At 62.7% G+C, this 24,214-nt stretch carries 23 protein-coding genes, 1 tRNA gene and 1 pseudogene; 9 read left to right on the top strand and 16 right to left on the bottom strand.

The genetic code is table 11. The annotated features are described in order from the left end of the window. Window positions 1-3: 3 nt before the first annotated feature. The 6 genes from HMPREF2943_RS00455 to HMPREF2943_RS00430 are packed head-to-tail and all read right to left on the bottom strand — an operon-like array spanning window position 4 to window position 6,849. Complete coding sequence (locus HMPREF2943_RS00455) at window positions 4-1,416, bottom strand: serine/threonine-protein kinase (protein WP_070444466.1); 1,413 nt, start codon at window positions 1,414-1,416, stop codon at window positions 4-6. Continuing rightward, entirely contained in the window at window positions 1,416-2,846 is a 1,431-nt protein-coding gene (locus HMPREF2943_RS00450) for a penicillin-binding transpeptidase domain-containing protein (RefSeq protein ID WP_070444464.1), read from the bottom strand. The genes HMPREF2943_RS00455 and HMPREF2943_RS00450 overlap by 1 nt, the downstream gene beginning before the upstream one ends. Further along, window positions 2,843-4,195 carry an FtsW/RodA/SpoVE family cell cycle protein gene (locus HMPREF2943_RS00445; protein ID WP_070710506.1) on the bottom strand — a complete coding sequence of 451 codons (1,353 nt, stop codon included), beginning with the start codon at window positions 4,193-4,195 and terminating at the stop codon, window positions 2,843-2,845. Before HMPREF2943_RS00445 ends, HMPREF2943_RS00450 begins: the two co-directional genes overlap by 4 nt. After that, the gene (locus HMPREF2943_RS00440; protein WP_070710504.1) at window positions 4,196-5,530 is read right to left on the bottom strand and encodes a PP2C family protein-serine/threonine phosphatase; all 1,335 of its coding nucleotides are present in this window, start codon (window positions 5,528-5,530) and stop codon (window positions 4,196-4,198) included. It lies immediately after the preceding gene. Next, on the bottom strand, window positions 5,527-5,979 hold the full coding sequence (locus tag HMPREF2943_RS00435; RefSeq protein ID WP_070444458.1) for an FHA domain-containing protein FhaB/FipA: 453 nt from the start codon (window positions 5,977-5,979) through the stop codon (window positions 5,527-5,529). The genes HMPREF2943_RS00440 and HMPREF2943_RS00435 overlap by 4 nt, the downstream gene beginning before the upstream one ends. A 45-nt stretch (window positions 5,980-6,024) precedes the next feature. Continuing rightward, the gene (locus HMPREF2943_RS00430) at window positions 6,025-6,849 is read right to left on the bottom strand and encodes a DUF3662 and FHA domain-containing protein (protein WP_070444456.1); all 825 of its coding nucleotides are present in this window, start codon (window positions 6,847-6,849) and stop codon (window positions 6,025-6,027) included. Window positions 6,850-7,039: 190 nt separating this feature from the next. Between HMPREF2943_RS00430 and HMPREF2943_RS00425 the strand changes: the two genes are divergently transcribed. After that, window positions 7,040-7,124 (top strand) — tRNA-Leu (locus tag HMPREF2943_RS00425). Between the two features lie 190 nt (window positions 7,125-7,314). On the opposite strand, the pseudogene HMPREF2943_RS12070 reads toward HMPREF2943_RS00425, so the two are convergent. The 6 genes and pseudogenes from HMPREF2943_RS12070 to HMPREF2943_RS00400 form a co-directional block, all read right to left on the bottom strand. Then, window positions 7,315-7,476, bottom strand: a pseudogene (locus tag HMPREF2943_RS12070) (DDE-type integrase/transposase/recombinase); the annotation flags it as partial. A 226-nt stretch (window positions 7,477-7,702) separates the two neighbouring features. Then, entirely contained in the window at window positions 7,703-8,317 is a 615-nt protein-coding gene (locus HMPREF2943_RS00420) for a YdhK family protein (protein ID WP_070710502.1), read from the bottom strand. Between the two features lie 47 nt (window positions 8,318-8,364). Continuing rightward, window positions 8,365-10,587, bottom strand: a complete 2,223-nt coding sequence (locus HMPREF2943_RS00415) for a copper-translocating P-type ATPase (protein ID WP_070710500.1) — start codon at window positions 10,585-10,587, stop codon at window positions 8,365-8,367. Window positions 10,588-10,637: 50 nt separating this feature from the next. Continuing rightward, window positions 10,638-10,964: a heavy-metal-associated domain-containing protein gene (locus tag HMPREF2943_RS00410; RefSeq protein WP_070710498.1), complete on the bottom strand. Its 327-nt coding sequence runs from the start codon at window positions 10,962-10,964 to the stop codon at window positions 10,638-10,640. Window positions 10,965-11,075: 111 nt separating this feature from the next. After that, window positions 11,076-12,203 carry a sensor histidine kinase gene (locus HMPREF2943_RS00405; protein WP_070710496.1) on the bottom strand — a complete coding sequence of 376 codons (1,128 nt, stop codon included), beginning with the start codon at window positions 12,201-12,203 and terminating at the stop codon, window positions 11,076-11,078. Beyond that, the gene (locus tag HMPREF2943_RS00400; RefSeq protein ID WP_083313816.1) at window positions 12,200-12,922 is read right to left on the bottom strand and encodes a response regulator transcription factor; all 723 of its coding nucleotides are present in this window, start codon (window positions 12,920-12,922) and stop codon (window positions 12,200-12,202) included. The genes HMPREF2943_RS00405 and HMPREF2943_RS00400 overlap by 4 nt, the downstream gene beginning before the upstream one ends. Before the next feature lie 404 nt (window positions 12,923-13,326). On the opposite strand from HMPREF2943_RS00400, the gene HMPREF2943_RS00395 reads away from it, so the two are divergent. Together HMPREF2943_RS00395 and HMPREF2943_RS00390 are read left to right on the top strand one after the other, a co-directional pair. Next, the gene (locus HMPREF2943_RS00395) at window positions 13,327-13,902 is read left to right on the top strand and encodes a CueP family metal-binding protein (protein WP_070710494.1); all 576 of its coding nucleotides are present in this window, start codon (window positions 13,327-13,329) and stop codon (window positions 13,900-13,902) included. 71 nt (window positions 13,903-13,973) lie between these two features. Continuing rightward, window positions 13,974-15,455 (top strand): multicopper oxidase family protein, encoded by a 1,482-nt coding sequence (locus tag HMPREF2943_RS00390; RefSeq protein ID WP_070710492.1) that lies wholly within the window; start codon window positions 13,974-13,976, stop codon window positions 15,453-15,455. Window positions 15,456-15,995: 540 nt separating this feature from the next. Here HMPREF2943_RS00390 and HMPREF2943_RS00380 read toward each other — a convergent pair. Then, on the bottom strand, window positions 15,996-16,529 hold the full coding sequence (locus HMPREF2943_RS00380; RefSeq protein WP_070645047.1) for a lipoprotein: 534 nt from the start codon (window positions 16,527-16,529) through the stop codon (window positions 15,996-15,998). Window positions 16,530-16,633: 104 nt separating this feature from the next. Here HMPREF2943_RS00380 and HMPREF2943_RS00375 point away from each other — a divergent pair, with 104 nt between their 5' ends. Both HMPREF2943_RS00375 and HMPREF2943_RS00370 read left to right on the top strand, forming a co-directional pair. After that, window positions 16,634-17,461 carry an esterase/lipase family protein gene (locus tag HMPREF2943_RS00375; RefSeq protein ID WP_070710490.1) on the top strand — a complete coding sequence of 276 codons (828 nt, stop codon included), beginning with the start codon at window positions 16,634-16,636 and terminating at the stop codon, window positions 17,459-17,461. After that, a complete protein-coding gene (locus HMPREF2943_RS00370; RefSeq protein ID WP_070525004.1) occupies window positions 17,461-17,757 on the top strand; it encodes a CHY zinc finger protein in 297 nt (98 codons plus the stop codon). Before HMPREF2943_RS00375 ends, HMPREF2943_RS00370 begins: the two co-directional genes overlap by 1 nt. Window positions 17,758-17,761: 4 nt before the next feature. Here the strand turns inward: HMPREF2943_RS00370 and HMPREF2943_RS00365 are convergent, their stop codons facing one another. Both HMPREF2943_RS00365 and HMPREF2943_RS00360 read right to left on the bottom strand, forming a co-directional pair. Then, window positions 17,762-18,274, bottom strand: a complete 513-nt coding sequence (locus HMPREF2943_RS00365) for a hypothetical protein (protein WP_246817238.1) — start codon at window positions 18,272-18,274, stop codon at window positions 17,762-17,764. 41 nt (window positions 18,275-18,315) lie between these two features. Then, window positions 18,316-19,632 (bottom strand): M20/M25/M40 family metallo-hydrolase, encoded by a 1,317-nt coding sequence (locus tag HMPREF2943_RS00360; RefSeq protein WP_070710488.1) that lies wholly within the window; start codon window positions 19,630-19,632, stop codon window positions 18,316-18,318. Window positions 19,633-19,710: 78 nt separating this feature from the next. Between HMPREF2943_RS00360 and bioB the strand changes: the two genes are divergently transcribed. The 3 genes from bioB to HMPREF2943_RS00345 are packed head-to-tail and all read left to right on the top strand — an operon-like array spanning window position 19,711 to window position 21,880. After that, window positions 19,711-20,691: a biotin synthase BioB gene (bioB, locus tag HMPREF2943_RS00355; RefSeq protein ID WP_070444432.1), complete on the top strand. Its 981-nt coding sequence runs from the start codon at window positions 19,711-19,713 to the stop codon at window positions 20,689-20,691. Next, the gene (locus HMPREF2943_RS00350) at window positions 20,691-20,945 is read left to right on the top strand and encodes a biotin synthase auxiliary protein BsaP (protein WP_070710487.1); all 255 of its coding nucleotides are present in this window, start codon (window positions 20,691-20,693) and stop codon (window positions 20,943-20,945) included. The genes bioB and HMPREF2943_RS00350 overlap by 1 nt, the downstream gene beginning before the upstream one ends. Before the next feature lie 11 nt (window positions 20,946-20,956). Further along, window positions 20,957-21,880, top strand: a complete 924-nt coding sequence (locus HMPREF2943_RS00345; RefSeq protein ID WP_070710485.1) for a Sir2 family NAD-dependent protein deacetylase — start codon at window positions 20,957-20,959, stop codon at window positions 21,878-21,880. On the opposite strand, the gene HMPREF2943_RS00340 is transcribed toward HMPREF2943_RS00345, so the two are convergent. Beyond that, window positions 21,877-22,626 (bottom strand): esterase/lipase family protein, encoded by a 750-nt coding sequence (locus HMPREF2943_RS00340; RefSeq protein WP_070710483.1) that lies wholly within the window; start codon window positions 22,624-22,626, stop codon window positions 21,877-21,879. The genes HMPREF2943_RS00345 and HMPREF2943_RS00340 overlap by 4 nt on opposite strands. A 167-nt stretch (window positions 22,627-22,793) precedes the next feature. Between HMPREF2943_RS00340 and amn the strand changes: the two genes are divergently transcribed. Continuing rightward, entirely contained in the window at window positions 22,794-24,197 is a 1,404-nt protein-coding gene (gene amn / locus HMPREF2943_RS00335; protein ID WP_070710481.1) for an AMP nucleosidase, read from the top strand. The last annotated feature ends 17 nt before the right edge of the window (window positions 24,198-24,214 follow it).

Genomic DNA, 24,214 nt, shown 5'->3' with positions numbered 1-24,214 from the left:
GGGTTACTGGCCTCCCTGTAGTGCGGATTCTTCGGTGGGGTTGTTCTGTGAGTCTAGTTCGGGTTCGGGCAGTGGGCTGTCATCGACCTGCGGTTGCGTCTCCTCGGTAGGGAGCGCGGGTGGCTCCTGTTGCGTTGTGCGATGCGCAGTTGTGGGTGGGGAGGGGATAACCGAGTGCGTCGTGGTGACGGTGACTTGAGTAGGTTCCTCCTCCACGGTGGTGATCTCAACGGTCTCAGGGGCTTCCGTTTCCTCTTCTTCCGTTGTTTCCGGCTCCACCGTTTCGGTCACAATGACCTCCGTTGGTGTGGGCTGTGGGGTCGGTGTCGTGTTCCCCCACAGCCTATAAGCCATGAACCCGATCGCCACGAGGGCCGCGATAGCCACCGCGATGAGCAAACCTGTGCCGAAACCTCCCTGCTTGGCGGGGCGCTCCTCCGTCTGGGGTGCAGAAACGGCCGGACGCACCGTGGTGGGGTGAGCCATGTTGGCCAGCATTTCCGTGGACGCGGAGGGCGAAGGCTCGGCAGCGACGGGCGCGAGCGCCGCGGATTTCGGCTGCGGTGGACGCTGGCCTTGGCGCACGGCGGAGATCGCGTTGGTGAATTCGTTGCCATCGACGAAGCGGGTGTTCGGGTCCTTGCGCAGGGCCATGCCGATCAGTTCACGGGTGGGCGCGCTAATCGACGTCGACAAGGGCTCCGGCGCCTGGCTAATGTGCGCCAGCGCCACCGAGACTGAGGAATCGCCGCTAAAGGGGCGTTTTCCGGCTAGCATTTCATAGCCCACGACACCGAGCGAATAGACGTCGGACGACGGGCCAACCTCATAGCCTTGGGCCTGCTCGGGGGAGACGTATTGGGCGGTGCCGACGACCATGCCAGTGCGGGTGAGAGGCACAGCGGCGGCGGCTTTGGCGATGCCGAAGTCGGTGATCTTGACCTGCCCATTCTGGGTGATCATGAGGTTGCCGGGCTTAATATCGCGGTGCACTAGGCCCATGTGGTGGATCACGGACAGGCCGTGGGAGGCCTGCTCCATGACGTCGAGGGCCAGCGTTTCCGGCAGTGCACCTTCGCGGGCTAAGAGATCCGCCAGGGATTCTCCGCGAATGTATTCCAAGGCCATGTAGCAGAAGATGCGGCCGTTGTCCTCAAGCTCCCGGTAGTCGTACGTAGCTACGACGTTTTCGGAATCGATGGATTCTGCGGCCTTGGCCTCGTTGCGGAAGCGCGAGAGGAACTCGTTGTTATCGGAGAACTCTGGGCGCAGGACCTTGAGGGCGACCTCGCGGTCATTGCGGACGTCGTCCGCCAGCCACACCGTGGACATGCCACCGTGGCCGACGATCCACTGCAGCTGATAGTCCTCACCGATCAGCGCTTGGAGGTGTTCCTTGTTATCTGCACTACTCACTATTGCTGTCCTCCGTATGCGCGCAGGATGGCGCGGCCGATGGGCGCGGAGACCTGGCCGCCGTAGGCATTCTGGCCAAGGTGCCCGCCGTCCTTGACCACGACGCCCACCGCGATGTCCTTGTCCGGGTCGAAAGCCACGTACCACGCGTGCGGGGCAAGGCCCTCGCCGTGCTCGGCGGTACCGGTCTTCGAGGCAAAACCGTTCCCGTCATAGCCATAGGTGCTGTGCTCGGAGGCAAACATGAGGTCCTTGATGGTGTTGGCCGTCTCTTCACTGACAGCTTCGGCTGCCTGACGTGGTTGAGTCGTGCGAAGCTCATTCATCTGGGCATCGGTGATGCGGTTAATGAGGTAGGGCTCCATGCGCTTGCCCTGGTTAGCGATGGTCCCGGCCATGATGGCCGCCTGCAGGGCGGACATGGTCACGTCGCGCTGGCCGATCGTGGATTGGGCGACTTGGGCGCCGTCGCCAAGATCGCCCAGCGCACCAGCGGAAGTCTCCACACCGAGCGAGTACTTCTCACCCACGCCGAAGCCCTCCGCATATTTACGCAGCTCATCGGCGCCGATGCTCTCCGACATCTGCGCAAAAGCCGTGTTGCAGGACAGCGCGAAGGCCGTATGTAGGGTGACGCTCTCCGCGCCGCCGCAGGCTCGGTTGCCGTCGTTGGTCAGCTCCGTGACCGTATCCGGCAGCGTGATGGACGCCGCGCCGGTCAGCGTAGAGTCCGGGTTAAAGCCGTTGTTGAGGCCAGCGGCCGTGGTGATGATCTTAAAAATGGACCCGGGGGGCAGGGTGTCTTGCGTGGCATGGTTGATGAGCGGATTGCCCTCTTGATTCTGCAGCTGATCCCACGTTTCGGCCGCGTTGTCCCCGACGAGGTCGGAGACGTTGAAGCTGGGCGTGGAGGCCATGGCCAGAATCTTGCCCGTTGAGGGCTGGATGGCTACGGCCGCGCCTTTGTAGCCTGGGCCGGCCAGCTGGTCGTAGGTTGCCTGCTGCAGCGCTGGGTCGATGGTGACCTCCACGTTGGCACCCTTCTGCGGCTTGCCGGAGAGCATATCGAGCCAGTTGTGTGCCAACAGCGAGTCGTCCTTGCCGTTGAGGATGTCATTCTGCGAGGCCTCCAGCTGGGAGGCGCCGAAGCGCTCCGAGAGGTAACCGGTGACATCGGCAAAGGCTGGGGAATCAGTGGGGTAGGAACGCGAGTAATTGCCGTTCTCATCCGCGGTGGACTGCGCCAAGACCGTATCGCCGGCGAAGATCTGGCCGCGCGGGGTAGTGCGCATTTCTAGGTAGCCGCGAACGTTCTTGGGGTTGTGGGCGTACTTATCCGTCGAAAACGCCTGCACCACGGTGAGGTTCACCAGGAGCACGGCGGTAAGGATGAGGGCAAAGAGGGAGACGAGGCGAATCGATCTATTCATCGGGTGGCCTCCTGGATGGCGGGGAACATGGACGTATCACTCGGCGCGTTCGAGGTGAGCTCGCGCGCTGGGCGACGAGCCGCGTTGGAAATACGCAGCAGCACGGCCAGCAACATGTAGTTGGCCATGAGCGAGGAGCCGCCGGCGGACATGAACGGCGTGGTCAGACCCGTCATGGGCAGCAGGGCGGAAATGCCGCCGGTGACGACGAAGACCTGGACTGCGAGCGTAAGCGCCAGGCCCGAGGCCACCAACTTGCCATAGGTATCGCGGCAGGTCAGCGCAGTGCGGAAACCGCGGGAGACGAGCATGGCGAAGAGGATGAGTACCGCAGCCAGGCCCACCAAACCGAATTCCTCGCCGATACCAGCCAGGATGAAGTCCGAATGTGCCACCGGCACCATGTCCGGGTGGCCCTGGCCCAAGCCGGATCCGGTAATGCCGCCGGAGGACATACCGAACAGTGCTTGAGAAAGCTGGTAACCGGTGGAGTCATAATTGCCCAGCGGATCCAAGAAGTTGGAGAAGCGCTGCTGGATCTTGTCCGACACCTGGTAGATGCTGAAGCCGCCGACACCCACGAGGATGACGCCGATGAGCAACCAGCTCACGCGGTTGGTAGCCATAAAGAGCATGCCGAGCACGGTGCTAAACAGCAGCAGGGCGGGACCGAAGTCATTGGAAATGCCCATGATGATAATCGCGATGCCCCAGATCACCAGGATGGGAGCCAGATCTCGCAGGCGTGGCAGAGAAATGCCGAGGAACTTGTAGCCGGCCACCGTGAACAGCGAGCGCTTCTGGGTAAGCAGCATGGCGAAGAACAGGATCAGCAAGATCTTGGAGAACTCGCCCGGCTGGATGGAAAACGGCCCCAGCCACAGCCAGATGCGAGCGTCCACGCCCGGCGGTTGCGGCCACACGAGGGGCAAGGCGAGAAGGATCAGGCCGAGCGCACCCAAGATATAGGAGTACCTGGTCAGCGAGCGGTGATCGCGTAGGAGAATGAGCACCAGCGCGAAGAGGATGAGGCCGACGATGGTCCACATCACCTGCCGCACCGCCAGCCCGCCGCCATTCGCCAGGTCGAGGCGCTTCAACAGAATGAGCCCGGTGCCGTTAAGCACCGCGACGATGGGAAGCATGAGCTGATCCGCGTAGGGCGCGAGGAAGCAGAGCACCAAGTGAGCGACGGCGAAGACGCCGATGAAACCGCCGATGAGGTAGAGGACATCGAGGGTCAGCACGTTGCCCTGCGATAACTCGAGGCTGACCAGGGTGATGGCGAAGACCACGGTGGCGAGCACGAGCAGGCCGAACTCGGTGCCGCGGGAAAAGAACTTACTCATCTACTTCACCTCCCGGCAGTTTCCTTTGGATTCGCTTTTGGCATCTTTGTTTTTCTCGTCCTTCGACGCCTTCGGGCAGGGCTTGAGCGCCTTGTCCGAAAGCTGCGAAAGCTGCGTTTGCACCTCGTCATAGGAGCCGGAGGGCAGATTGCCCACGGCAGCGCGTTCGGATTCGGGCAAATCCTTCAGTGCGAACGGTGCGAAATCACCGTCGCAGGCGCCGTACCCCAGCTTGAGCGCGTTGTCCTTGCTCAGGCACGCATTCTGATACGTGTGGTGCAGCGGGCGGCCGAAGATCTCATAGTCCGCGCCTTCTTGGATGGTGAGGACGCCTTCTTCATCGGCGGTCACGTAGTAGTTGCTGCCCAGGTAGCTTTTCATCCAGAGCCCGCCGCTGATGACCAGCACGATGATGATGACCAGGCATGCAATGACCTTCCACCCAATCCGGCTTCGCTGTGGCCGCCGCTGTGGTTCGTCCTGGGGCTTCTCCTCAGCGGCTTGCGCTTTTGGGGACGAGATAAGCTTCGCGGCGCGGCTCGCGGAAGAATCGGGGTGCGTTGGTTCCGGGACGACGCCTTGGACGGCACCGACGGTGATGGGGTCGGCGTCGTCGCCTTCACCGTCCACGACTTCCGCCACCACGATGGTGACGTTGTCCGGTCCGCCGGAGCGCAGCGCTAGATCCCGCAGGGTGGTGGCGGCCTCTTCGACCGTGCCCTGCTTCAGCGCCTGCTCGATGGTAGAGGCCGTCACCGGATCCGACAGGCCGTCCGAACACAGCAGGAGGCGGTCGCCCGGTTCAGCATCGAGCGTAAAGAGCGTCGGCTCCACGGGCCGGCCGGTATAGGCCTTGAGGATCAGTGACTTCTGCGGGTGGGAGGAGACATCTGCCGGATCGAGCTTGCCCTCATCGACGAGGGACTGCACGTAAGTGTCATCCTTGGTGATCTGGGTCAGCTTGCCCTCGCGCAGCCGGTAGCCGCGGGAATCACCCACGTGGCACACGCCGAATTCGGATCCGTTAAAGAGCAGGGCGGTCAGCGTGGTGCCCATGCCCTCGGTCTCCGGGTGCTCGTCCACGTGCTCGCGGATCGCCGCATTGGCGTCCTCCGCTGCGGCCCCAAGGAGCGCCAGCATGTCATTATCGCCTGGATCGCGCTCGAGGGAGGCCATGTGCTCCACCATGGTGGTGGAAGCAACCTCGCCGGCTGCGTGGCCTCCCATGCCGTCGGCCAACATCAGCAGGTGCGGGCCCGCGTGGGCGGAATCCTCGTTATTTTCGCGGACCAGTCCGCGGTCCGTCACTGCAGTAAAAGTCAGGCTTAAAGTCATGCCATCAACCTCACGGTCGTTCGGCCAAGTTTGATATCGGAGCCGACTCCGACTCGTTCTGGCTGGTCAATGCGAACGCCACCAACGAAGGTGCCGTTGCGGGATTCGAGGTCCTCCACGAACCACTCGCTGCCCCGGCGGAACAAACGGGCGTGGTGACCGGAGGAGAAATCATCACCAGTGACAAAGTCACAGTCCTGTGCGCGGCCCATCGTACAGTCCTCAAGAGTGCCTAGCTCCATGTGGGAACCGCGCAGCGGCCCGTCCACGATGGTGATTTCACGCGGCGCTTCGCGACGCCTCTGGGCCCCCTTCACCGGGGACGATGCCTGGTAGACGCCGGCGGCCTTATTGGCATCGCGACGCATGGCGTTGAGTGCGGCCAAGATGAACAGCCACAGCAACACCAGCAGGCCGATGCGCAGCGAGAGCAGCACGATCGAATCCATGGAAAGTCCTTACGCTAAAAAATCTGGGAAAGTTGCTGAGGCGGCTTAGTAGCCTTGGTTTTCAAGGCCGGTGATGCGCACCTCGATGTGGGAGTGGCCGAGGGTGATCACGTCGCCGTCGGCAAGCAGCCAGTTCTCAATCGGGGTGTCGTTCACGGTGGTGCCGTTCGTGGATTGCAAGTCCACCAGCACGGCGTCCTGGCCGTTCCAGGTGATCTCCGCGTGCTGGCGGGATACACCGGTATCGGGCAGGCGCAGGTCCGCGTCGTTGCTGCGGCCCAGGATGTTGGAGCCCTCTTGCACGTGGTAGACGCGGGAGGAGCCGTCCTGCAGCATAAGCGTCACCGCGGGCCCCTGCGGCGCCGGCTGGTTCGGGGTGGGCGCCATAAAGGCTGTGGTTGCGGCCTCGTCGGCGTTGTGCGGCTGGGTCATAGAGTCCTCCTGACCATGGTCGTGGTGGAAAATCGCATCAAATCCGGTTTCTTCGGTGGGCTCGTGATCCAAAAAGGAGGACACGCGCAACTGCCCAGTCCGCAGTCCCGACTCCTCCGCGATGCGTACGATGACCGGCCCGGCGAGGGACCAGCCACTGTTACGGATGAAGCGGGTGAGCTGATCAGCTAGATCCTTGGGAACACCCCGGTCTTGGGAGAGGTTCTCGATATCTTTGGAGGATACGCCGACGGTCATGACGTTGGGGCTATACAGCTTGCCATCATCACCGCGGGACAAATTGTCCTGCGCCTCCTGCTTGAGAAGCTCCTCAATCTCAGCGGGGACGACCTTGCCGCCGAAGACAAAGGCCATGCCGTTGTCCAGTCCGCGTTGCAGGGAAGAATCCAGCTTGGCGAGCTTATCTAGCAATGCCATAGGAAGGGCCGTCCTCCTTTCGGGATGTTTTCAGGGAGAGATATAGCAGCGATCAGTATAGGGTGCTTTCCTTGACTTAACGTAGACGCGCGCGGCAAAGTTCCCTGGGAAGTTCGGGTTTGCCAGCGGATTTGTAGAATCTGCTGGACTGCGTGCTAAGGTTAGCTAGTCGCCAAGACATCAATACCCTGCCCGGGTGGCGGAATTGGCAGACGCGCTGGCTTCAGGTGCCAGTGTCCTTATAGGACGTGCGGGTTCAAGTCCCGCCCCGGGCACGCTGAGCAGTTCAACAAACTGCTACACCGGAGGTCACAAACTCGAAAGGGTTTGTGACCTCCGGTTTCTTTGTTTTCTGAACTTGAGCGGTCGAGGATTGCAAGTGTGGGGATTTACATCCTAACTCCCGCTCTCGGCTTTCGAACTTTTGTTTTCGATGGTGTCAATAAGTCATCTTGATTGTTGTCTTGATCTGACGGTCTTGGCCAGGAAACGTTCCGCTGCGGCCACGTTCCGCTTCGGAGAGAGGTAAAAGTCCAGGGTCTGGCCACCGGCGGTGATCACCGGATAGAGGTAGCACCACCTGCCACCGACCCGGATATAGGTCTCATCCACCCGCCAGGAACTGGCCGGTGGGCAGAGACAAAGCCCTGGAATGACCTCCTGTCACCAGGGTCATTCCAGGGCATGTTTCCCTGACTAAGAGAAGCAGTGGCACAGAAGGTCTACCTCAGCGTGGGCCTTGTGGGCGTGCAGGTTCCGTGTGTGGCTGGTGTGCTGCGGCATGGTCGGTAGCGATTGATGACCGACTCTGGAGCGGGTGCCTTGTCTGGTCTCGTGGTTCAGGGTGGGTGGACTATTCGGCGGGTTGGATCTCGCTCTCGGTGACCCACTTGTGGTTGGTCATCGTCATCCCGTCGACGGTGAGATCAACCATGTAGACCGTCTCCTCGGTGGAGTAATCGATGGTGGCCTCAGCACCCTTCATGCCGGACATGTGCTCGGCATCCAGGACAACGCTCGCCCCGTCGGGCAGGGGGGCCTGACCCGGATCGACGAGCTCCTCATGGACGACCCAGCGGTGGTCGGTAACCGGGGCCCCACCCTCGGTGGGGGTGTAGCTGACCGAATAGGTCGTGGTGTCAAAAGCCCCGGAAATGGTGGCGGTGGCCCCGTCCATGCCGGGCATGTGGTCAGCGGTGAGGATGACCTCGGTGCCCACCGGGTACGTGGGATCCTCGGTCTCTTCAATGCCTGCCGGCGGTGCCCCGCCGTCGGCAGGGTGGTCGTGCCCGCCGTGCTCTTCGTCGGCAGTGGTGGTGTCTTCCTGGTGGGTCTCGTTGGTCTCTGCGGTTGCCGTCGTGGTGCTGGTGCTGTCGGCATCGTCAGAGTTGTCGGTGGCGTCGCTGCAGGCGGTCAACGCCAGGGTGGAGGTCAGTACCAAGGCGGCGAGGGTAATGCTGCGTTTCATGAGCGTTCCTTTCAAAGGTGGTGTGAGTTAGGGGTCGAGAGACAAGGTCAGTCAGTAACGGTTACGGGGGATATCGACCCACTGTGTTCCTCCTTCCCGTCGGTCGGAGCCAGGTGAGCCGGATCTAGATCAATGCGGCGCAACAGCTGGGCGTTCAGGGCCACCACGATGGTCGAGGCAGACATCAAGATCGCGCCCACGGCCGGGGACAGCACGAACCCGATCGGGGCGAGCACTCCGGCGGCCAGCGGCACGGCGAGGATGTTGTAGCCAGAGGCCCAGATCAGGTTCTGGATCATCTTGCGGTAGCTGGCCTGGGACAGCTCGATCATCGACAGCACTGCCCGCGGGTCATCACTGGCTAGGACCACCCCGGCAGATTCCATGGCCACATCCGTGCCGGCACCGATGGCGATACCGACATCCGCGCGGGTCAAAGCGGGGGCGTCATTGACACCGTCACCGACCATGGCCACGCTCAAACCCCGGCCCTGCAGCTGCGTGACCTTGGTGTCTTTGTCCTGAGGCAGGACCTCGGCGAAGACCTCATCAATGCCTAAGTCCTGACCGACAGCATGGGCGACCTGCTGGGCGTCGCCGGTGATCATCGCCACCTTCACCCCGCGGTCCTGCAGGGCTTTCACGGCGGCGCGGGATTCGGGGCGAATCTTGTCCTCGACGGCCACGGCACCGATGATCTGACCGTCGCGGACAATATGGAGCACGCCGGCCCCACGCCCGGTCCAGGCGCTGGTGGTGTCGGTGAGCTCGGCCGGGGTGGTGAGGTTGAACTCGCGCAGCATGTTCGGCCCACCCACGAGGATCTCAGCGCCATCGACAGTGGCCCGGATCCCGCGGCCGGAGGCGGCGGTGAAACCGGTTGCGCGCAGTGGGCGGCGTGAGGCCTCCGGGTGTGCGGCCGCGGCAGCCACGATGGCGCGGGCCACGGGGTGCTCGCTGTCGGCCTCCGCGGCGGCGGCCAGGGCCAGCAGGTGCCCTTCCGAAGTACCGGGCACCGGGGCGACACCGGTGACCGCGTGCGCACCCTCGGTCAGCGTGCCGGTTTTGTCGAAGAGCACCACGTCGATGGTGCGCATCCGCTCGAGCGCCATCCGGTCCTTGATGAGCACCCCGGATTTCGCGGCCCGCTCGCTGGAGATCGCAATGACCAGCGGAATCGCCAGGCCCAGGGCGTGCGGACAGGCGATGACCAGCACCGTGACCGTGCGCACCACGACATCGTCCGGGCTGCCGATGATGGTCCACACCACCGCGGTGATCAGAGCGGAGATCAGCGCGAACCAGAACAACAACGCCGCCGCCCGATCCGCCAGGGCCTGGGCCCGGGAGGAGGACTCCTGGGCGTCGGCAACCATGCGTTGGATCCCGGCCAGGGCGGTGTCCCCGCCGGTAGCCTCCACCCGGACGCGGACGGTGTTGTCGGTGGCCACGGTACCGGCGACCACCTTGTCACCGGTGTCGCGGAAGACGGGATGGGATTCGCCGGTGATCATCGCCTCATCGAATTCGGCGGCTCCGTCGAGGATGGTTCCGTCGGCCGGCACCCGGGCACCGGCCCTCACCAGCACGACGTCGTCGACGACCAGCTCAGAGATGGACACGGTACGGGTGGTCCCGTCGATGACTTTCTCGGCCTCATCCGGCAGCAGGGCAGCCAGCGCGTCAAGCGCGGAGGACGCGGCCCCGAGAGCGGACATCTCCAGCCAGTGGCCCAGCAGCATGATGGTCACCAGCAGGGCCAGCTCCCACCAGAAGTCCAGGTCGAAACCGCCCAGCCCCAGAGTGGTGACCCAGGAGGCGACAAACGCCACGGTGATGGCCATGGCGATCAGGAGCATCATGCCGGGTTGGCGGGATTTCAGTTCTTTCCATCCGCCCTTGAGGAAAGGCGTTCCGCCGTAGGCGAAGATGATCGTGCCCAGCACCGGGGGGATCCAGGTGGATCCGGGGAATGCCGGGAGGTGGTAGCCGAGCAGGTGGGCGACCATGGGGCTGAAAATAACGACGGGAATGGACAGAATCAGCGACCACCAGAAGCGGTCTCGAAACATTGCGGTGCTGTGTCCGGCGTGTTCGCCGTGACCATGAACGTGGTGGTCTTCGTCCGGGGCGGAATGCGGGTGATCGTGGGGCATCGCCTGGCCGTGGGTGCCGGCATCTGCGTGGTGTTCGTGGCTGGCATGATCCGGGTGGTAGGTGTGGTCTGTTTCCGGAGCGGGGTGATCACCGGAATGGTGGGGAGTGCTCATGACGTTCCTTTCGCTCAACCCGGCCGGGGTCGAGATGATGGGTGAACTGATCAGGATAAGACGGTGTAGCCGGCCTCCTCGATGGCTCGGCGAACCATCTCTGGAGGTACGACACCGGTGACCGTGACGGTGGAAACATCACCAGCAGCGAGATCAATCTGGACGTCGTCGACCTGGGGGAGGGCCTGAAGGGCCTGGGTCACGCTTTTCGCGCAGTGCCCGCAGGTCAGGCCGGTGACCTGGTAGCTAGGGGAGGACGCTCCTGCTGACGAGTCGCTGGCGGCAGGGATGGAGGCGGTGTCGGCACGAGAGGCAGGTCCGCAACAGCTGCAGCCGTGGGAGGCCATCGGCAAGAGGCGGGGCTTGGAGGTGATCATGGAAAAGCTCCTACGGGTCGGTGGGATGCGGTAACGCTCGCTAGCATATACCCCCCGGGGGTATATTTTCAATGGGTGGAGGGCACGGCTCTCACGCGGGGCAGGGTGTGGTCATCGAGCAGCCTCCTCACTGTCGGGAGGGGACAGCGGGAGGCGGAGGGCAAATACCGCTCCGCGACCGGGTCCGGGGGAGGTGGCGGTGAGAGTGCCGCCGTGGGCCTCGATCAATGCCTTGGAGATGGTCAGACCGATACCGGCCCCGGCGTCGTCCCGGCTGCGGGCGGCATCCCCCCGGTAGAAGCGTTCGAAGATGTATCTGAGCTGGTCAGGTGGGATGCCCTCGCCGTCATCGGCGACGTGGATGAGTGCGGTGGAAGCCCCCTGTCGGTGGACGCTGATCCGGACCTGCCCGCCGGCCGGGGTGTGCCGTAGCGCGTTCGACAGGAGATTGCTCATCACCTGGCCGAAGCGTTGCCGGTCCACGAGCACCCGGGCGGTGTCTGTAATGGTCTCGACCTGTAAATCGACGCCTTTGTCAGCATAAGCTTCCCCCGCGGCAGCAGCGGCGGTATGGAGCAGATTCCCGAGCCCTTCCTCCGCCAGGTCCAAATCGATCCGGTGTTCCTGGGCCCGGGAGACATCGTCGATGTCTTCCATCAACCGGGTCAGGCGGGTGAGTTGGTCAGCCATGATCGTGTGGGTGGCATTATTCCAGTCCACGACCCCGTCTTGGAGACCATCGAGGTAGACCGTGAGCACCGATAAGGGGGTGCCCATTTCGTGGGCCAGATCAGAGAGCATCTGGCGGCGGACCTGTTCGGTGTGTTCCAGCCGGTCGGCCATGGTGTTGAAGGTATGCGCCAGGGTGGTGACCTCGGGGCCTGCTTTTCCGGCGGGCACGCGGATACGGGAGTTGCCGGCCGTCAGGCTGGTAGCGGCGCGGGTGAGGTCCTGCAGGGGGGTGCGCAGACGACGCGATAACCACAGGCTGGCCAGCAGGGCGCTGATCAAGGCGGTGGGCAGGGCGACGGCCAGGGTGATCAGGTTGGCGCCCCGGTAGGCCTGCTCGGCATGGAACAGCTCCAGCGAGGGGTCCTCCCGGCCGGTCATCAACATATGATCATGGAACAGGGTCGGACCCACCATCGTGGCCACGGCCGAGGCCACCAGCAGGCTAATCACCACGACCAACACCTGGGCGGCCAGGAAGCGGAAGGTCAGGCCGGGTCCGTGATTCATGGTTGCCCCACCCGGTAGCCCACGCCACGCACGGTGTCGATAAACCCCCGGCCCCGGGTGTCGGTGCCGAGCTTGCGACGCAAGTTGCCGATGTGGACATCGACGATGCGTTCATCACCGACCCAGGTGGTGTCCCAGACCTCGGTGACCAGGTCGTGGCGGGTCAGCACCTGGCCGGGGCGCAGGGCCAGGGCAACCAGCAGCTCGAACTCCGTGCGGGTGAGCTCCACGGTCGTCTCCCCCACCCGCACCTGATGGGCGACGGGGTCAAGGATGAGGTCACCAACGATCAAGGGGGTGGTCACCTGCGGTGGGGTGGTGCTGGTGCGCGGGCGGCGCAGCACCGCATGCACCCGGGTCACCAGTTCCCGGATGCTAAAGGGTTTGGTGATGTAGTCATCCGCCCCCAGGGTCAAACCGCTGATCTTGTCGTCCTCGCTGCCACGCGCGGTGAGCATGAGGATGTAGCAGTCCGAGAAGGTGCGGATGCGTCGGCACACCTCCAGGCCGTCGAGTTGGGGCAGCCCCAGATCCAGCACCACGACATCGGGGGAAAATCGACGGGTCTCGTCCACGGCCTGGGTGCCGGTGTGCGCCTGGCGGGTATCGAAGCCGGCCCGGATGAGGTAGGAGGCCACCATCTGAGCCAGGGGTTGTTCATCATCGACGACCAGCACCCGCCCCGGGGGCGTGGCGGTGGTCGGTGTGCAGTCAGTCATAGACCCCAGTATCGCTCCGGGCAGGGAGAATACCACCCTCGCTCAGTGCCCGGCGGGGAAATCTTCATCAAATCTTCAAACATCACCCTTCGACCGCCGTCACCCCTGTGCCCCACCCCGGGCCGACGGCATCGCCTCCCCTCGTCGGTTCAGCAGGCGCCACCAGGAATTTCACTGCCTGCACCGCATACTCGGGGCGGGTAGAAGGACATCGCCTACGGCTGTGGGGTGGTGTCCCGGTGGTGACCCAGCCCACTGAGTCCACCCCCTTTTTTACCCTGTTATAAGGCTGTGAGCAGGGTTTTTGATTTCTAGTCCGTCAGGCACCCGTGCTAGATAAAGGTATGGCATCGACCTTGAGACGGTGTCTTCTCACGGTCTTACCACGATCCAAGGAGATTGACGTGAAACGAGCAGCGATCGCAGCCGCCGCCCTTGCCCTCGCCCTCACGGGGTGTTCGGCCGCCGACCCGGAACCCACCGCCGACGGGACGGTGTCCCAGGATACATTCCTGACTACCCATGGCCTGGCCGCCATGGACGCGGTGGAGATCATTGATCACCTCGACCGGCAGAAGGTCACTGAGCGTCCCACGGATCTGATCGCCTCAGTGCGTGCCGATGAACTGCTGCTCTCGAGCGATGGCCAGGAAGTCGTGGTCGATCTTCCCGACAATCAGACGTATGTCTCGATCGCACCCTATCTCACCTCCACCCACGACTGCTTCTACCACAGCCTCACGACCTGCCTGGGGGAACTCGACAATGAGGATATCCAGGTCACGATCACCGATGAGGCGACCGGTGAGGTGCTGGTGGACGAGGCGACAACCACCTTCGACAACGGGTTTATTGGCTTCTGGCTTCCCGATGATGTCACCGGCCTGATTGAGGTCAGCTACCAGGGGCGTACCGGCACCACGGAGTTTTCCACCACCGACGACGGTGCCACCTGTGTCACAGACCTGCGCCTGACGTGATGGCTCAGCAGGGTCCTCACCTGCGACTGTCTCCCGTGTCACTGAAATCTTGCACCAAGGAAGGTTAAATCATGACGAACGCGTTTTCCCGACGACAGTTTCTGCTCGGTGGGCTCGTCCTCGCCGGCACCGGGGCCGTGACCGCCTGCACCAGCGACCCTGGACCCGCTGCCCCGGCACTAGGTCCCTCCCTTCGCCCCACTCCCACCCCCACTGCGCTCAGTGAGCCGACGGTGCGCCGGACACTGACCGCCCGGCCCCTCTCTCTGGATATCGGCGGCATCGAAGCCAAGACGTGGGGATACGTCTCTGATACCGGGGATGCGGCCATTGAGGCCACCGCCGGCGACGTCCTCCAGGTCGATATCACCAATGAACTGCCTGAGAGCACCTCCATCCACTGGCATGGCATCGCACTCCACAACGCAGCCGACGGTGTGCCCGGCATGACCCAGGACCCCATTGAACCTGGCGAGTCTTTCTCCTATGTTTTTGAAGTCCCCCACGGTGGCACCTACTTCTACCATTCCCACTCTGGCCTGCAGCTTGATCGCGGCCTCCACGCCCCACTGATCGTCCGTGACCCGCAAGACGCTGAGGACCAGGACGTCGAGTGGACCATCGTGCTCGACGACTGGGTCGATGGCATTCAGGGCACTCCCGACGATGAGCTCGACAAGCTCACCGGAATGGGTTCGGGCGACCATAACGGGAAGAAGGGGATGGGAGGTCACGGCCATATGATGCACGGCACCCCGGACCGGGTACTGGGCGGGGATGCCGGCGATGTGATGTATCCGCACTACCTCATCAACGGACGTATCCCCCGTGCTCACCGGACCTTCGAGGCTCGCCCGGGCGACAAGGCCCGCCTGCGGTTTATCAACTCCGGCGGTGACACCATCTTCAAGGTGGCCCTCGGTGGCCACCGCATGACCGTGACCCACACCGACGGCTTCCCTGTCCAGCCTCGGGAGACCGAATCGATCTACCTGTCGATGGGCGAGCGTGTCGACGTCGAGGTCATCCTCGGCGACGGCATCTTCCCGCTCACGGCTTTAGCGGTAGGTAAGGACGACCGCGCCTTCGCCGTCATCCGCACCGCCGGCGGCCAGGCCCCCCACCCCGATGTCGACTTCCCCGAGTTGTCGTCCACCGGACTGCTTCTGTCCTCCCTGAAGCCAGCAGACCGTGCACTCCTGCCCGAGGACACACCAGACCGAGAAGTCAGCATCGACCTGGGCGGGCAGATGATGCCGTATGAATGGAGCATTCTCACCGACGGCCAATCCTCCTCCGCGACCGTGCAGGAGGGCCAGCGTCTGCGGATGGTCATGCGCAACAGGACCATGATGCCCCATCCCATGCACATCCACGGCCACACGTGGGCGCTGCCCGGCAGCGGCGGGCTACGCAAGGACACCGTCCTTCTCCGCCACGGTGAAACCATGATCGCCGACCTAATCGCTGACAACCCCGGTGAGTGGGCATTTCACTGCCATAACGCCTATCACATGGAAACCGGGATGTTCAGCTCGCTCCGCTACGAGTAACCCCCACAGCAGGGTTGAGTGCCGAGGTGGGCGGGGGTGTCCCCCGAGTAGTGGACACGGCGTTGGTGTCAGGGTTGAGCAGTGTATGCCAGGAGTCGACGGGTTGTGCCGTTCCACCGCGATTGCTTCGGACAAGCTCCAACCCGTCCTGAGCAAGGTAGCGATAAGCCAGACTTTGAGGAAACCCGACCTCTTCAATTGCGCTGAGCACAGATCGGCCACTCTCAACCAGAGCGACAACTTGTTGATACTGCTGGTCAACCAAACTCCGCTGAAGCCGAGCACGGTTAAGCCCCTCGCTTTGGCGCCATGCCCTCGCCTGAACCTTCGAGACGCCCAACTCCTTCAGGATCACTGGCACCGGACGCGCATTATGCAGATACGCCTTCACAAACCGCTCACGCAGCTTCTCATCACCTGACATCTACACAACCTCCTAGCTGTATAGATGCATTCACCACCTGAGCCCGCCTGAAGTTTTTCGCTCTTATTTACCGTGAACGACAGTGACAGGTTCGTGAGAAGGCGTGTACCGCCGGCTTAAGCGCTTTGCCAGCGCATCCTGCCATCAGAAGCGGGCGCGCACGTCATCGGGACACCTTTCTTTGATACGCCGCTACCGCCATTGCAATACGCGCCGGGGTGAACGTAGTTCTGTTGTACGGCGGGTGCTTCATAAATAGCGGCGGCCTCTTGCACTGGGGGATTCGCGGCCATCATTTCGTCGGCGCATTGTTGCGTCCAGCCAGAAGTTCCATCGCTGAAGAATGTGGTTCCGGTTTCGTGCAGTGAGACGTCACCGCAGGATTCGATGGTCTTCTCCATCGGAGTAGGCTGCGCTACACCAGGCGCCTCGGTGAAGCCGATGACTTCTTCGTGCGGTTGATCCACGCCGATATCTTCGGCGCTTTCCTCGGCAGTGGGAAGGGTGGGGCGTGGGGTCTCTTCTGCTGTTTCAGTAACGCTGGTGCTTGTGCTTGGTGACGTCTCACTCTCAGGAGTGGATTCAACGTCGAGTGAGGAACAGCCGCTGAGCACAAAGAGCGCAGCGGCAAGAGAGAGAAGTCGCTTCATTTCAGATCCTTTGTCTATCCACCTTCATGCTAGTGGCCGTCACCCCACATGCGCACAGAAATCACACAGTAAATGGCCAGCCTTGGAGGATAAGCTAGTGCATCATGAAAAACGGCTTTCTACAGCGCGCTTTCTTGGCCATCCTCCTCGGCACCGCTGCACCTGTTCCAGCGCATGCCCAGACTATGGAGACCTCCGCCGCGCAGGAACTCGGCATCAATGATCCTGACTGTAAGCCCACGGGTTCGGTCACCGAGCCGGTCGTCCTTCTCCACGGCACCTCAGCCAACGCGGCCGATTGGAATGATCTCATCCCAAAACTCACCGAGCAGGGCATGTGCGTGTGGGCCTTCGACTACGGCGCCGAGGACATCACGTACCAGAATGCCTATGACTACATGAAGGGTATTGCGGATCTGGATTCTTCAGGGCGCGAAATAGCCGGGCACATTGAGCACATCCGTGAGGTCACCGGAGCACACAAAGTAAACCTCGTCGGTTTCTCCCAAGGCGGCCTGCACACCAAGACCTTCACGCAGCTCTACGGCTCAGCAGAGGAAGTGAACCGAGTGGTTACAATCGGTGCGAACTTCCACGGGACAACGTGGGGTGACAGAGCAACACCCCTCAGCACGGCGGCCAAAATCGCGCCCGATGTGGTTGATTTCCTGGGCACCAGCGCCGGCATCCAGCAGTTGCAGGGCTCGGACTTTATGGAGGATCTCAATCAGCTTCCGGACACCGCGCCCGGCGTCACCTACACGTCCATCTACTCGCCGGCGGATAACACCGTGACGCCAAATCGGACCTCTGAGCTCACCGCTGTCCCGGGCGCGGACGTGGCCAACGTGGAATCCGCTCCCGTCGAGCACGGGCAGCTGCCCCATGATCCGCGCGTGCACGAGCAGATCATATGGGGGCTGACGCGCTAATGACACAGATTCACGGCGCCATCGACGCGGAGGGTCGGTGCCGTCACTGGCACACGCTTGTCGACGTCATTGCGAACAAGTGCCACACCTGCGGCGGATGGTTCGCGTGTTCGCTGTGTCATGCGGAGCTGACAGACCATGACTTCGGGCCCATGCCGAAGGACGAGCTGTGCGTCATGTGCGGGGCCTGCGGCCGAACAATGACCTACGCCGAATACTCGGCATATAAATGCCCCGCGTGCGGGCACGCCTTCAATTCAGGCTGTGCGCTGCACGCGGGGACGTATTTCAGCTAGCTGCCTACGGCAAAAGCTGGGCCAGCGGGGTGCCCTCGACGAGGGTCTTCAGGTACGCCAGAATGTCCGGGACGTTGAAGGTGAAGTTGCCGATGGTCACCGGGAAGGTCGGAAAAGCGTTGTTTGCTGGGGCATTATTGCCGTTATTGGCCGGGGCGCCACCACCGTTGTTAGCAGGGGCATTGTTGTTAGCTGGGGCGGTGTTATTAGCTGGGGCACCACCATTGTTAGCAGTGTTGCCGCCACCGTTCAGGCCGCAGCGCGCGATGGCCTCGTCGGCGCGGGCGACGGCGTCGCGGATCTCGCCGCCACGCGGGTGGAAGTTAGCAGCAGCCAGCGCCTGGGACTTCTTGCTGTTGTAGTCAGACGGATTGGTGTAGTACTTGGTGGCCTGCTCACAGGAAATCTGGCCGGCAGGGACCTTGGCCAGGTAGTCATCCACCATGTCGGCGGATGCGGTAGGGGCGGACAGGCCGATGGCAGCAGCAACGGAGCAGAGGACAAGCTTATTTCTCATGCGCCACATTGTGCCACAGCTTTTACACGTTTGCGCAAGTCCTAACGCGCCAGGAAACGATTTACCAGCGAAAAATACGCCTTCACAGTCAAATCCAAGTCTTCCAGGTAGAGGTGCTCATCGTGGCTGTGCAGCTGCGAGTTTGCGCTGGCCATGTCCCGATCCTCCGCATGCAGTGCAAAACCGTAGGCATTGCCGCCGCGGCGACGAGCCACGCGCAGGTCGGAACCACCCGTCGCCAGCACTGGCAGCACTTCCTTATCCGGGAAGAATTCGTGGGCGGTCTCTTCAATGCAGCGCCACAGCTCAGTATCAGTCGAGGACTGTGTGGCGTCCTCAGTAATAAGGTGCTCGATTTCTACCTCCTCGGCCATATCGCCGAGCGCTTCACGTAGGAAATCATCAAGCTCCTCCTGGGTCTGGCCGGGGAAGGGGCGGATGTCCATCTCTAGGTAGGCGTGGGAGGGCAGCACGTTGATGGCACCACCTGCGCGCAGGACCGTTTGAGCAATCGTCGTGTGCGAGAAGGCGTGGGCGTAGGCAGACAAATTACCGAACTTTTCGTAGTCGGCGGCGTCAGCGGAGCCGTCGAGAAGCGCTGCCTCCGTTGCGGGATCGAAGCGGAAGGTCTTGACGAATCCCTGCCACACCTCATCCGTGGCCACTGGTGGCTCGGCGACGGCGATGCGGCGAGCAACTTCACCAATCTTGACGATGGCAAAGTCCTTCCCAAACGGCGTCGAGCCATGGCCGGCATCGCCGTGCACGTGCAGGCGGCGCTGGCCCGCGCCCTTCTCACCGACGTTGAAGCCGAGCGCGCCGGGCAGGTGGCTGCCGCCGGTCTCCGAGAGACAGTTGCGCACCGAGTAGGCCTCCGGGTGGTGCTTATCCATCCAGATGGAGCCCAAACCGCCGCGGGCCTCCTCGTCCGCCATACCCACAAACGCCAGGGTGCCGCCGGGGTTGCCGCGCTGAGCCACATCGCGAGTCACCGCCGCCATCGTCGCCGTAATAAAGAGCATGTCCACCGCGCCGCGGCCGTAGAGCTTGCCATCCTCGATGACGGCGTCGAAGGGTGGCTTGGTCCACTTGGGCTGGTCGACGGGCACGACGTCCGTGTGGCCCATGAGCGTGAGCGGCTCCTTGTCCGGGTCACCCGGAACGGTCACCACGATGGTCACGCGGCCGGGGTGCGATTCATAGCGTTGAACCTCCACCGGGGTGCCTGCGAAAAACCGCTCCAACGTGTCGGCATTGCGGACCTCGTGGCCGGAATCCGGAGTGAGGTCATTCACGCAGGCATTGCGAATAAGCTCCTGAAGCAGTGCAAGGGTGTCGTCGTAGAGCGTGGAATCCATGGCCTAGAGGTTAGTCCGGACTACATGAAACCGGCAGATTTACCACAACTTGAACGGTGTTCAAGTAATGTTTCCCGCATGAGCATCGTAGACATCGCACGCGAGAAGGCCCTGGAGCAGGGCATCGGCCTCAACGAAGAAGAACTCTTGCAGGTTCTCCAGATCCCGGATGAGCAGCTGGAAGAGATCGCGGACATCGCCCACAAGACCCGCCTGAAGTGGTGCGGCCCGGACGTGTCCGTGGAAGGCATCATCTCCATTAAGACCGGCGGCTGCCCGGAGGATTGCCACTTCTGCTCGCAGTCAGGCCTGTTCGAGTCTCCCGTGCGCGCCGCGCGCCTCAACATCCCGGAGCTGGTGGAGGCGGCCAAGAAGACCGCTAAGACCGGCGCTACGGAGTTCTGCATCGTGGCGGCCGTGAAGGCCCCAGACGAGAACCTCCTGTCCCAGGTTGCCGAGGCCATCCCGGCCATCCTCGATGAAGTCGATATTGAAATCTCCCTATCCCTGGGCACGCTGACGCGCGAGCAAGCCCAGCGGCTTAAGGACATGGGCGCCCAGCGCTACAACCACAACCTGGAGACGTCCAAGTCCTTCTTCCCCAACGTGGTCACGACCCACACCTGGGAGGAGCGCAAAGAAACCCTCGAGAACGTGCGTGCTGTCGGCATGGAGATTTGTTCCGGGGGCATCATCGGTATGGGCGAATCCCTCGAGGATCGCGCCGAGTTTGCCTACCAACTGGCCCAGCTCGAGCCTTGCGAGGTACCGATGAACTTCCTCGATCCGCGCCCGGGCACCCCGTTCGCGGACTACCCCCTAGTCCCGCTCGGTGAGGCGCTGCGCGCCGTGGCCGCCTTCCGCCTGGCCATGCCGTCTGTAACTCTCCGCTTTGCGGGTGGCCGCGAGCTCTCCCTCGGTGACGACGGCACCGAAAAGGGCCTCCTCGGCGGCATCAACGCCATCATCGCCGGCAACTACCTGACCACGCTGGGCAAGCAGATTGAAAAGGACGTCGACATGCTCGGCCGCATCGACCTGCCCATCAAGGCGCTCTGATGAAAAACTCGACGGAACTGGCCGCCGCCGTCCTTGCCGGCGAGGAGCCGCTGTTCCATCCCAATACTGGGAAACCACTGAGCGAGGAATTCACCTTGCACCCGGCGGCCGCGGCCGGCCTGGACGTCCCGCGCTATTGCCAGTTGTGCGGGCGCCGCATGGTGGTGCAGGTGCGCCCGGATGGTTGGAACGCGCGCTGTTCGCGGCACGGCGAGCTTGACTCGGACCACCTTTATGAGGAGGCACTTCCGTAAGCTGGGGCACCATGGATCCCGCTGTTGCCCACGCCCATCGGTCTGCGCTGCGCTCGATTTCCCGCGTCGTCACCGAGATCGCTGAGCCGACTCCTGAAAAACAGGCGCTGGAGGCCGTCGCCGAGCAACTGCGCCGCGGCAACGTCATGGTCCTCACCGGGGCGGGAGTGTCCACGGAATCAGGCGTGCCGGACTACCGCGGCCCGAACGGCTCCCTCAGCCGCCACCGCCCCATGACCTATCAGGAGTTTCTGCACGACCCGCAGGCCTCGCACCGCTACTGGGCACGCGCTTTCGTTGGCTGGCGGGTCATGCAAGCTGCACACCCCAACCGCACGCACTACGCGTTGGTCGAACTCGAGCGCGCCGGGCTCCTTACGGGTGTTGTCACCCAAAACGTCGACGGCCTCCACGAAGAAGCCGGGCAGCGCAACCTCATCGCCCTGCACGGAGACATGCAACACGTGGTGTGCTTGAGCTGCGGATACGAAGAAACACGCGCGGACTACGACGCCCGCGCGGCCACAGCCAACCCGACATATCTGCAACGCTGGGCAGTCAACAAAGAGGACGTTAACCCCGACGGCGACGTTGCCCTCAGCCACGAAGCGGTCGAAGAATTTGTCATGCCCGGCTGCGTGCGGTGCGGCTCACAGCGCCTCAAGCCAGACGTGGTCTATTTTGGGGAGCCCGTCCCCACCTATAAGAAGGACGCCGCCTATGCGATGGTCAACGAGTCTGACTCCCTGCTGGTAGCCGGCTCTTCGCTGGCGGTCATGAGCGGCTTCCGCTTCGTTCTGGAGGCCAAGAAACAGGGCAAGCGCGTAGCCACCATCAATGGAGGGCCAGGACGCGCGGATGACCGCGTAGACACCCTGTGGCGCACTCAAGTGGGCCCGGCTTTCGATGCGATCCTGGACGAGCTAGAACTCTAGAGTTGCTCCAGTTCTTCGAGGATTACCTGGCAGACCCGTTTATCCATGGGCATATCTTCGTGGCGGATTATCGCGCGGCGCTCGATGTCCTGAATATAGATATTTCTTACCTGCTGGCCATTGAGGAAACAGGTGTTGGGAGGAACCACGATGGCATCGGAGCGGGTGGCGATGCACGTATAGCTCACCCCGGGTTCGACCTCACTGCCGCGGTTCGTGTCCTCAATTATCTTGCTGCCGGTTACTTGCTGCATTCCGGCGGGGCCAAACCAGGCGTCGATAAGCGAGCGCGCCACTTCCTCCTGCCTTTCGCTGCGAAAGAGGGGGCTGGCGATTCCACCCTGGGTCGTGCCGTGGTTGGGTGCACTGATACAGACGACGTGCCGTACACACTCTGCGCCGTCGTGCATGCGCATCCAGTACCGAGCCAATAACCCACCTTGTGAATGCCCGACGAGGATTACTTGTTCAGCGCCGGTAACGGTGCGGACGGCGTTGACGTAGGCGTCGAGCTGCCGGGCGGATTCCTGCAGGGGGCCGGTGGCGCGGGTCCCGTAGTCAGGGGCGAAGGTGGCCCAGCCAGCGGCGCGGAGCATTCCTGCGAGAACCTGCCATATCCCCTTGCTGTCGCAGGTTCCGTGGATCAAAACAACCGGCCAGGGTCGTTCTGCGGTGGGACGCGCGGACCAGTCGTCTTCGTAGACGCCGCGCGGACGTCTGCGGGCACCGAGGGGGAGTGGGATCATGGAATTTCAGTTTACTCTTGACCCCTATCCAACTTTCGTACTAAGCTAAGGCTTGCCTAATTTGGTCCGGCGGTGAGCTCCACACCGCACGCGCTACCGGATTAGTCATGGGGATAGGGCCCGCCGCTTCACCGCGGCGGGCTTCTTTCATGGATACACTCGCGGGCATGACCGACCTGCAGCATGTCCACTCCGTCAACGAAGCGGTTGCGCGCCTCAGCGAGCTCTATGACAGTTCTTGCGAGCTGGCACGTCACGCACTCGCCTCGGGGGACCACGACGCCTACCGCCACGTGGTCTACCCGAAGATCACCGTGCATGTGCGTCAGTGGACGCCCATCGACCGCTCTGAACCCTTCGGCGACGTGGACCAAGAGGGCCGCTACTCGGCGGTGATATCAAAGCCATGGCTGATTCGTGGATACCTCACAGAGCAGCTCACACGGCTCACCAATAACTATCCCTGCGATATTTACGTTGGCCAATCAGATGAGCGCATCCCGCCGGAATATATCCGGGGGATTACAGAAATTCCCCAGGACCGCGGCGACATACCCCGGCCCACGCTCGATGCGGTGCATGACGGAATCGTTGACGGCGCCTGGAAAGCCTTCCACGGGAAGGAAAAGCCACTCTTTCACTTTGGCCCGCAGCGCTTCGATATCGCCTGCGCCCGCATCGAGCACTACACCGGCATCGAGGTGGACACCGTGCAGAAGTACATCCTGTTCACCAACTACGCCATGCACACCACCGAGTTCGTTAAGTTCGGCCTGCGCGAGTTGGCCCGGGAAGACTCGCGCTATACCGCGCTCGTGCTGCCCACGGGAGAGACCATCCACCCCAATGACGCGGTGCTTCTCGACGTCGACGGGCTCACCCTCACCTCCCGCTACCAGATGCCACGTTTTGATCTCATCACCGCCGGCGGCGATGGCATCACGATGATCAACATTGGCGTCGGCCCCTCCAACGCCAAGACCATCACGGACTGTCTCGCGGTGCTGCGCCCCGAGGCCTGGATCATGATCGGCCACTGCGCAGGGCTTGATGGCCGCATGCGCATCGGAGACCTCATCCTGGGCAATGCTTATCAGCGCGAAGACCACATCCTCGACGGCACCGTCACCACCAGCAACCCGATTCCCGCTATCCCGGAGATCCAGCGCATGCTGGAGGCCGCCGTCGACGAGGTCTATGGGAAAGACAATTCGCTCATGCGCACCGGCACGGTGCTCTCCACCGATGACCGCAACTGGGAGTGGCGCACCTCCCGGGACTTGTGGGAATGGCTGCGCCACTCCACCGCAGTGGCAGTAGATATGGAATCCTGCACCCTCGCCGCCAACGGCTACCGCTACCGCATCCCGTACGGCACGCTGTTGTCGGTTTCTGATTTGCCCCTGCACGCCGTACCTAAACTTCCCGCCCAAGCGCAGGCCTTTTATTCGAATTCGAAGGAGGCCCACGTCATGTGCGCGGTGCGCGCGGTGGAGGCCTTGGCGGAGAATCCAGAGCGGCTGCGCACCCGCAAATTGCGGCGAACGGTGGCAGAGGTTCCGTTCCGCTGAGGGAGATGATTAAACTG

Source organism: Corynebacterium sp. HMSC072D12, from assembly GCF_001813925.1.
Classification (GTDB): Bacteria; Actinomycetota; Actinomycetes; order Mycobacteriales; family Mycobacteriaceae; genus Corynebacterium; species Corynebacterium aurimucosum.
The sequence above is the reverse complement of the archived record's forward strand: the minus strand, read 5'-3'. Positions and strand labels throughout refer to the sequence as shown.

Excerpts from the sequence above, each read along its gene's own strand:
- HMPREF2943_RS00430 (WP_070444456.1), bottom strand. The coding sequence starts at position 6,849 with ATGGCATTGCTAGATAAGCTCGCCAAGCTGGATTCTTCCCTGCAACGC.
- HMPREF2943_RS00435 (WP_070444458.1), bottom strand. The coding sequence starts at position 5,979 with ATGGATTCGATCGTGCTGCTCTCGCTGCGCATCGGCCTGCTGGTGTTG.
- bioB (WP_070444432.1), top strand. The coding sequence starts at position 19,711 with ATGAGCATCGTAGACATCGCACGCGAGAAGGCCCTGGAGCAGGGCATC.
- HMPREF2943_RS00410 (WP_070710498.1), bottom strand. The coding sequence starts at position 10,964 with ATGATCACCTCCAAGCCCCGCCTCTTGCCGATGGCCTCCCACGGCTGC.
- HMPREF2943_RS00380 (WP_070645047.1), bottom strand. The coding sequence starts at position 16,529 with ATGAAGCGACTTCTCTCTCTTGCCGCTGCGCTCTTTGTGCTCAGCGGC.
- HMPREF2943_RS00405 (WP_070710496.1), bottom strand. The coding sequence starts at position 12,203 with ATGAATCACGGACCCGGCCTGACCTTCCGCTTCCTGGCCGCCCAGGTG.
- HMPREF2943_RS00440 (WP_070710504.1), bottom strand. The coding sequence starts at position 5,530 with ATGACTTTAAGCCTGACTTTTACTGCAGTGACGGACCGCGGACTGGTC.
- HMPREF2943_RS00370 (WP_070525004.1), top strand. The coding sequence starts at position 17,461 with ATGACACAGATTCACGGCGCCATCGACGCGGAGGGTCGGTGCCGTCAC.
- HMPREF2943_RS00390 (WP_070710492.1), top strand. The coding sequence starts at position 13,974 with ATGACGAACGCGTTTTCCCGACGACAGTTTCTGCTCGGTGGGCTCGTC.
- HMPREF2943_RS00345 (WP_070710485.1), top strand. The coding sequence starts at position 20,957 with ATGGATCCCGCTGTTGCCCACGCCCATCGGTCTGCGCTGCGCTCGATT.
- HMPREF2943_RS00365 (WP_246817238.1), bottom strand. The coding sequence starts at position 18,274 with ATGAGAAATAAGCTTGTCCTCTGCTCCGTTGCTGCTGCCATCGGCCTG.
- HMPREF2943_RS00420 (WP_070710502.1), bottom strand. The coding sequence starts at position 8,317 with ATGAAACGCAGCATTACCCTCGCCGCCTTGGTACTGACCTCCACCCTG.
- HMPREF2943_RS00400 (WP_083313816.1), bottom strand. The coding sequence starts at position 12,922 with ATGACTGACTGCACACCGACCACCGCCACGCCCCCGGGGCGGGTGCTG.
- amn (WP_070710481.1), top strand. The coding sequence starts at position 22,794 with ATGACCGACCTGCAGCATGTCCACTCCGTCAACGAAGCGGTTGCGCGC.
- HMPREF2943_RS00450 (WP_070444464.1), bottom strand. The coding sequence starts at position 2,846 with ATGAATAGATCGATTCGCCTCGTCTCCCTCTTTGCCCTCATCCTTACC.
- HMPREF2943_RS00350 (WP_070710487.1), top strand. The coding sequence starts at position 20,691 with ATGAAAAACTCGACGGAACTGGCCGCCGCCGTCCTTGCCGGCGAGGAG.
- HMPREF2943_RS00360 (WP_070710488.1), bottom strand. The coding sequence starts at position 19,632 with ATGGATTCCACGCTCTACGACGACACCCTTGCACTGCTTCAGGAGCTT.
- HMPREF2943_RS00415 (WP_070710500.1), bottom strand. The coding sequence starts at position 10,587 with ATGAGCACTCCCCACCATTCCGGTGATCACCCCGCTCCGGAAACAGAC.
- HMPREF2943_RS00375 (WP_070710490.1), top strand. The coding sequence starts at position 16,634 with ATGAAAAACGGCTTTCTACAGCGCGCTTTCTTGGCCATCCTCCTCGGC.
- HMPREF2943_RS00445 (WP_070710506.1), bottom strand. The coding sequence starts at position 4,195 with ATGAGTAAGTTCTTTTCCCGCGGCACCGAGTTCGGCCTGCTCGTGCTC.
- HMPREF2943_RS00340 (WP_070710483.1), bottom strand. The coding sequence starts at position 22,626 with ATGATCCCACTCCCCCTCGGTGCCCGCAGACGTCCGCGCGGCGTCTAC.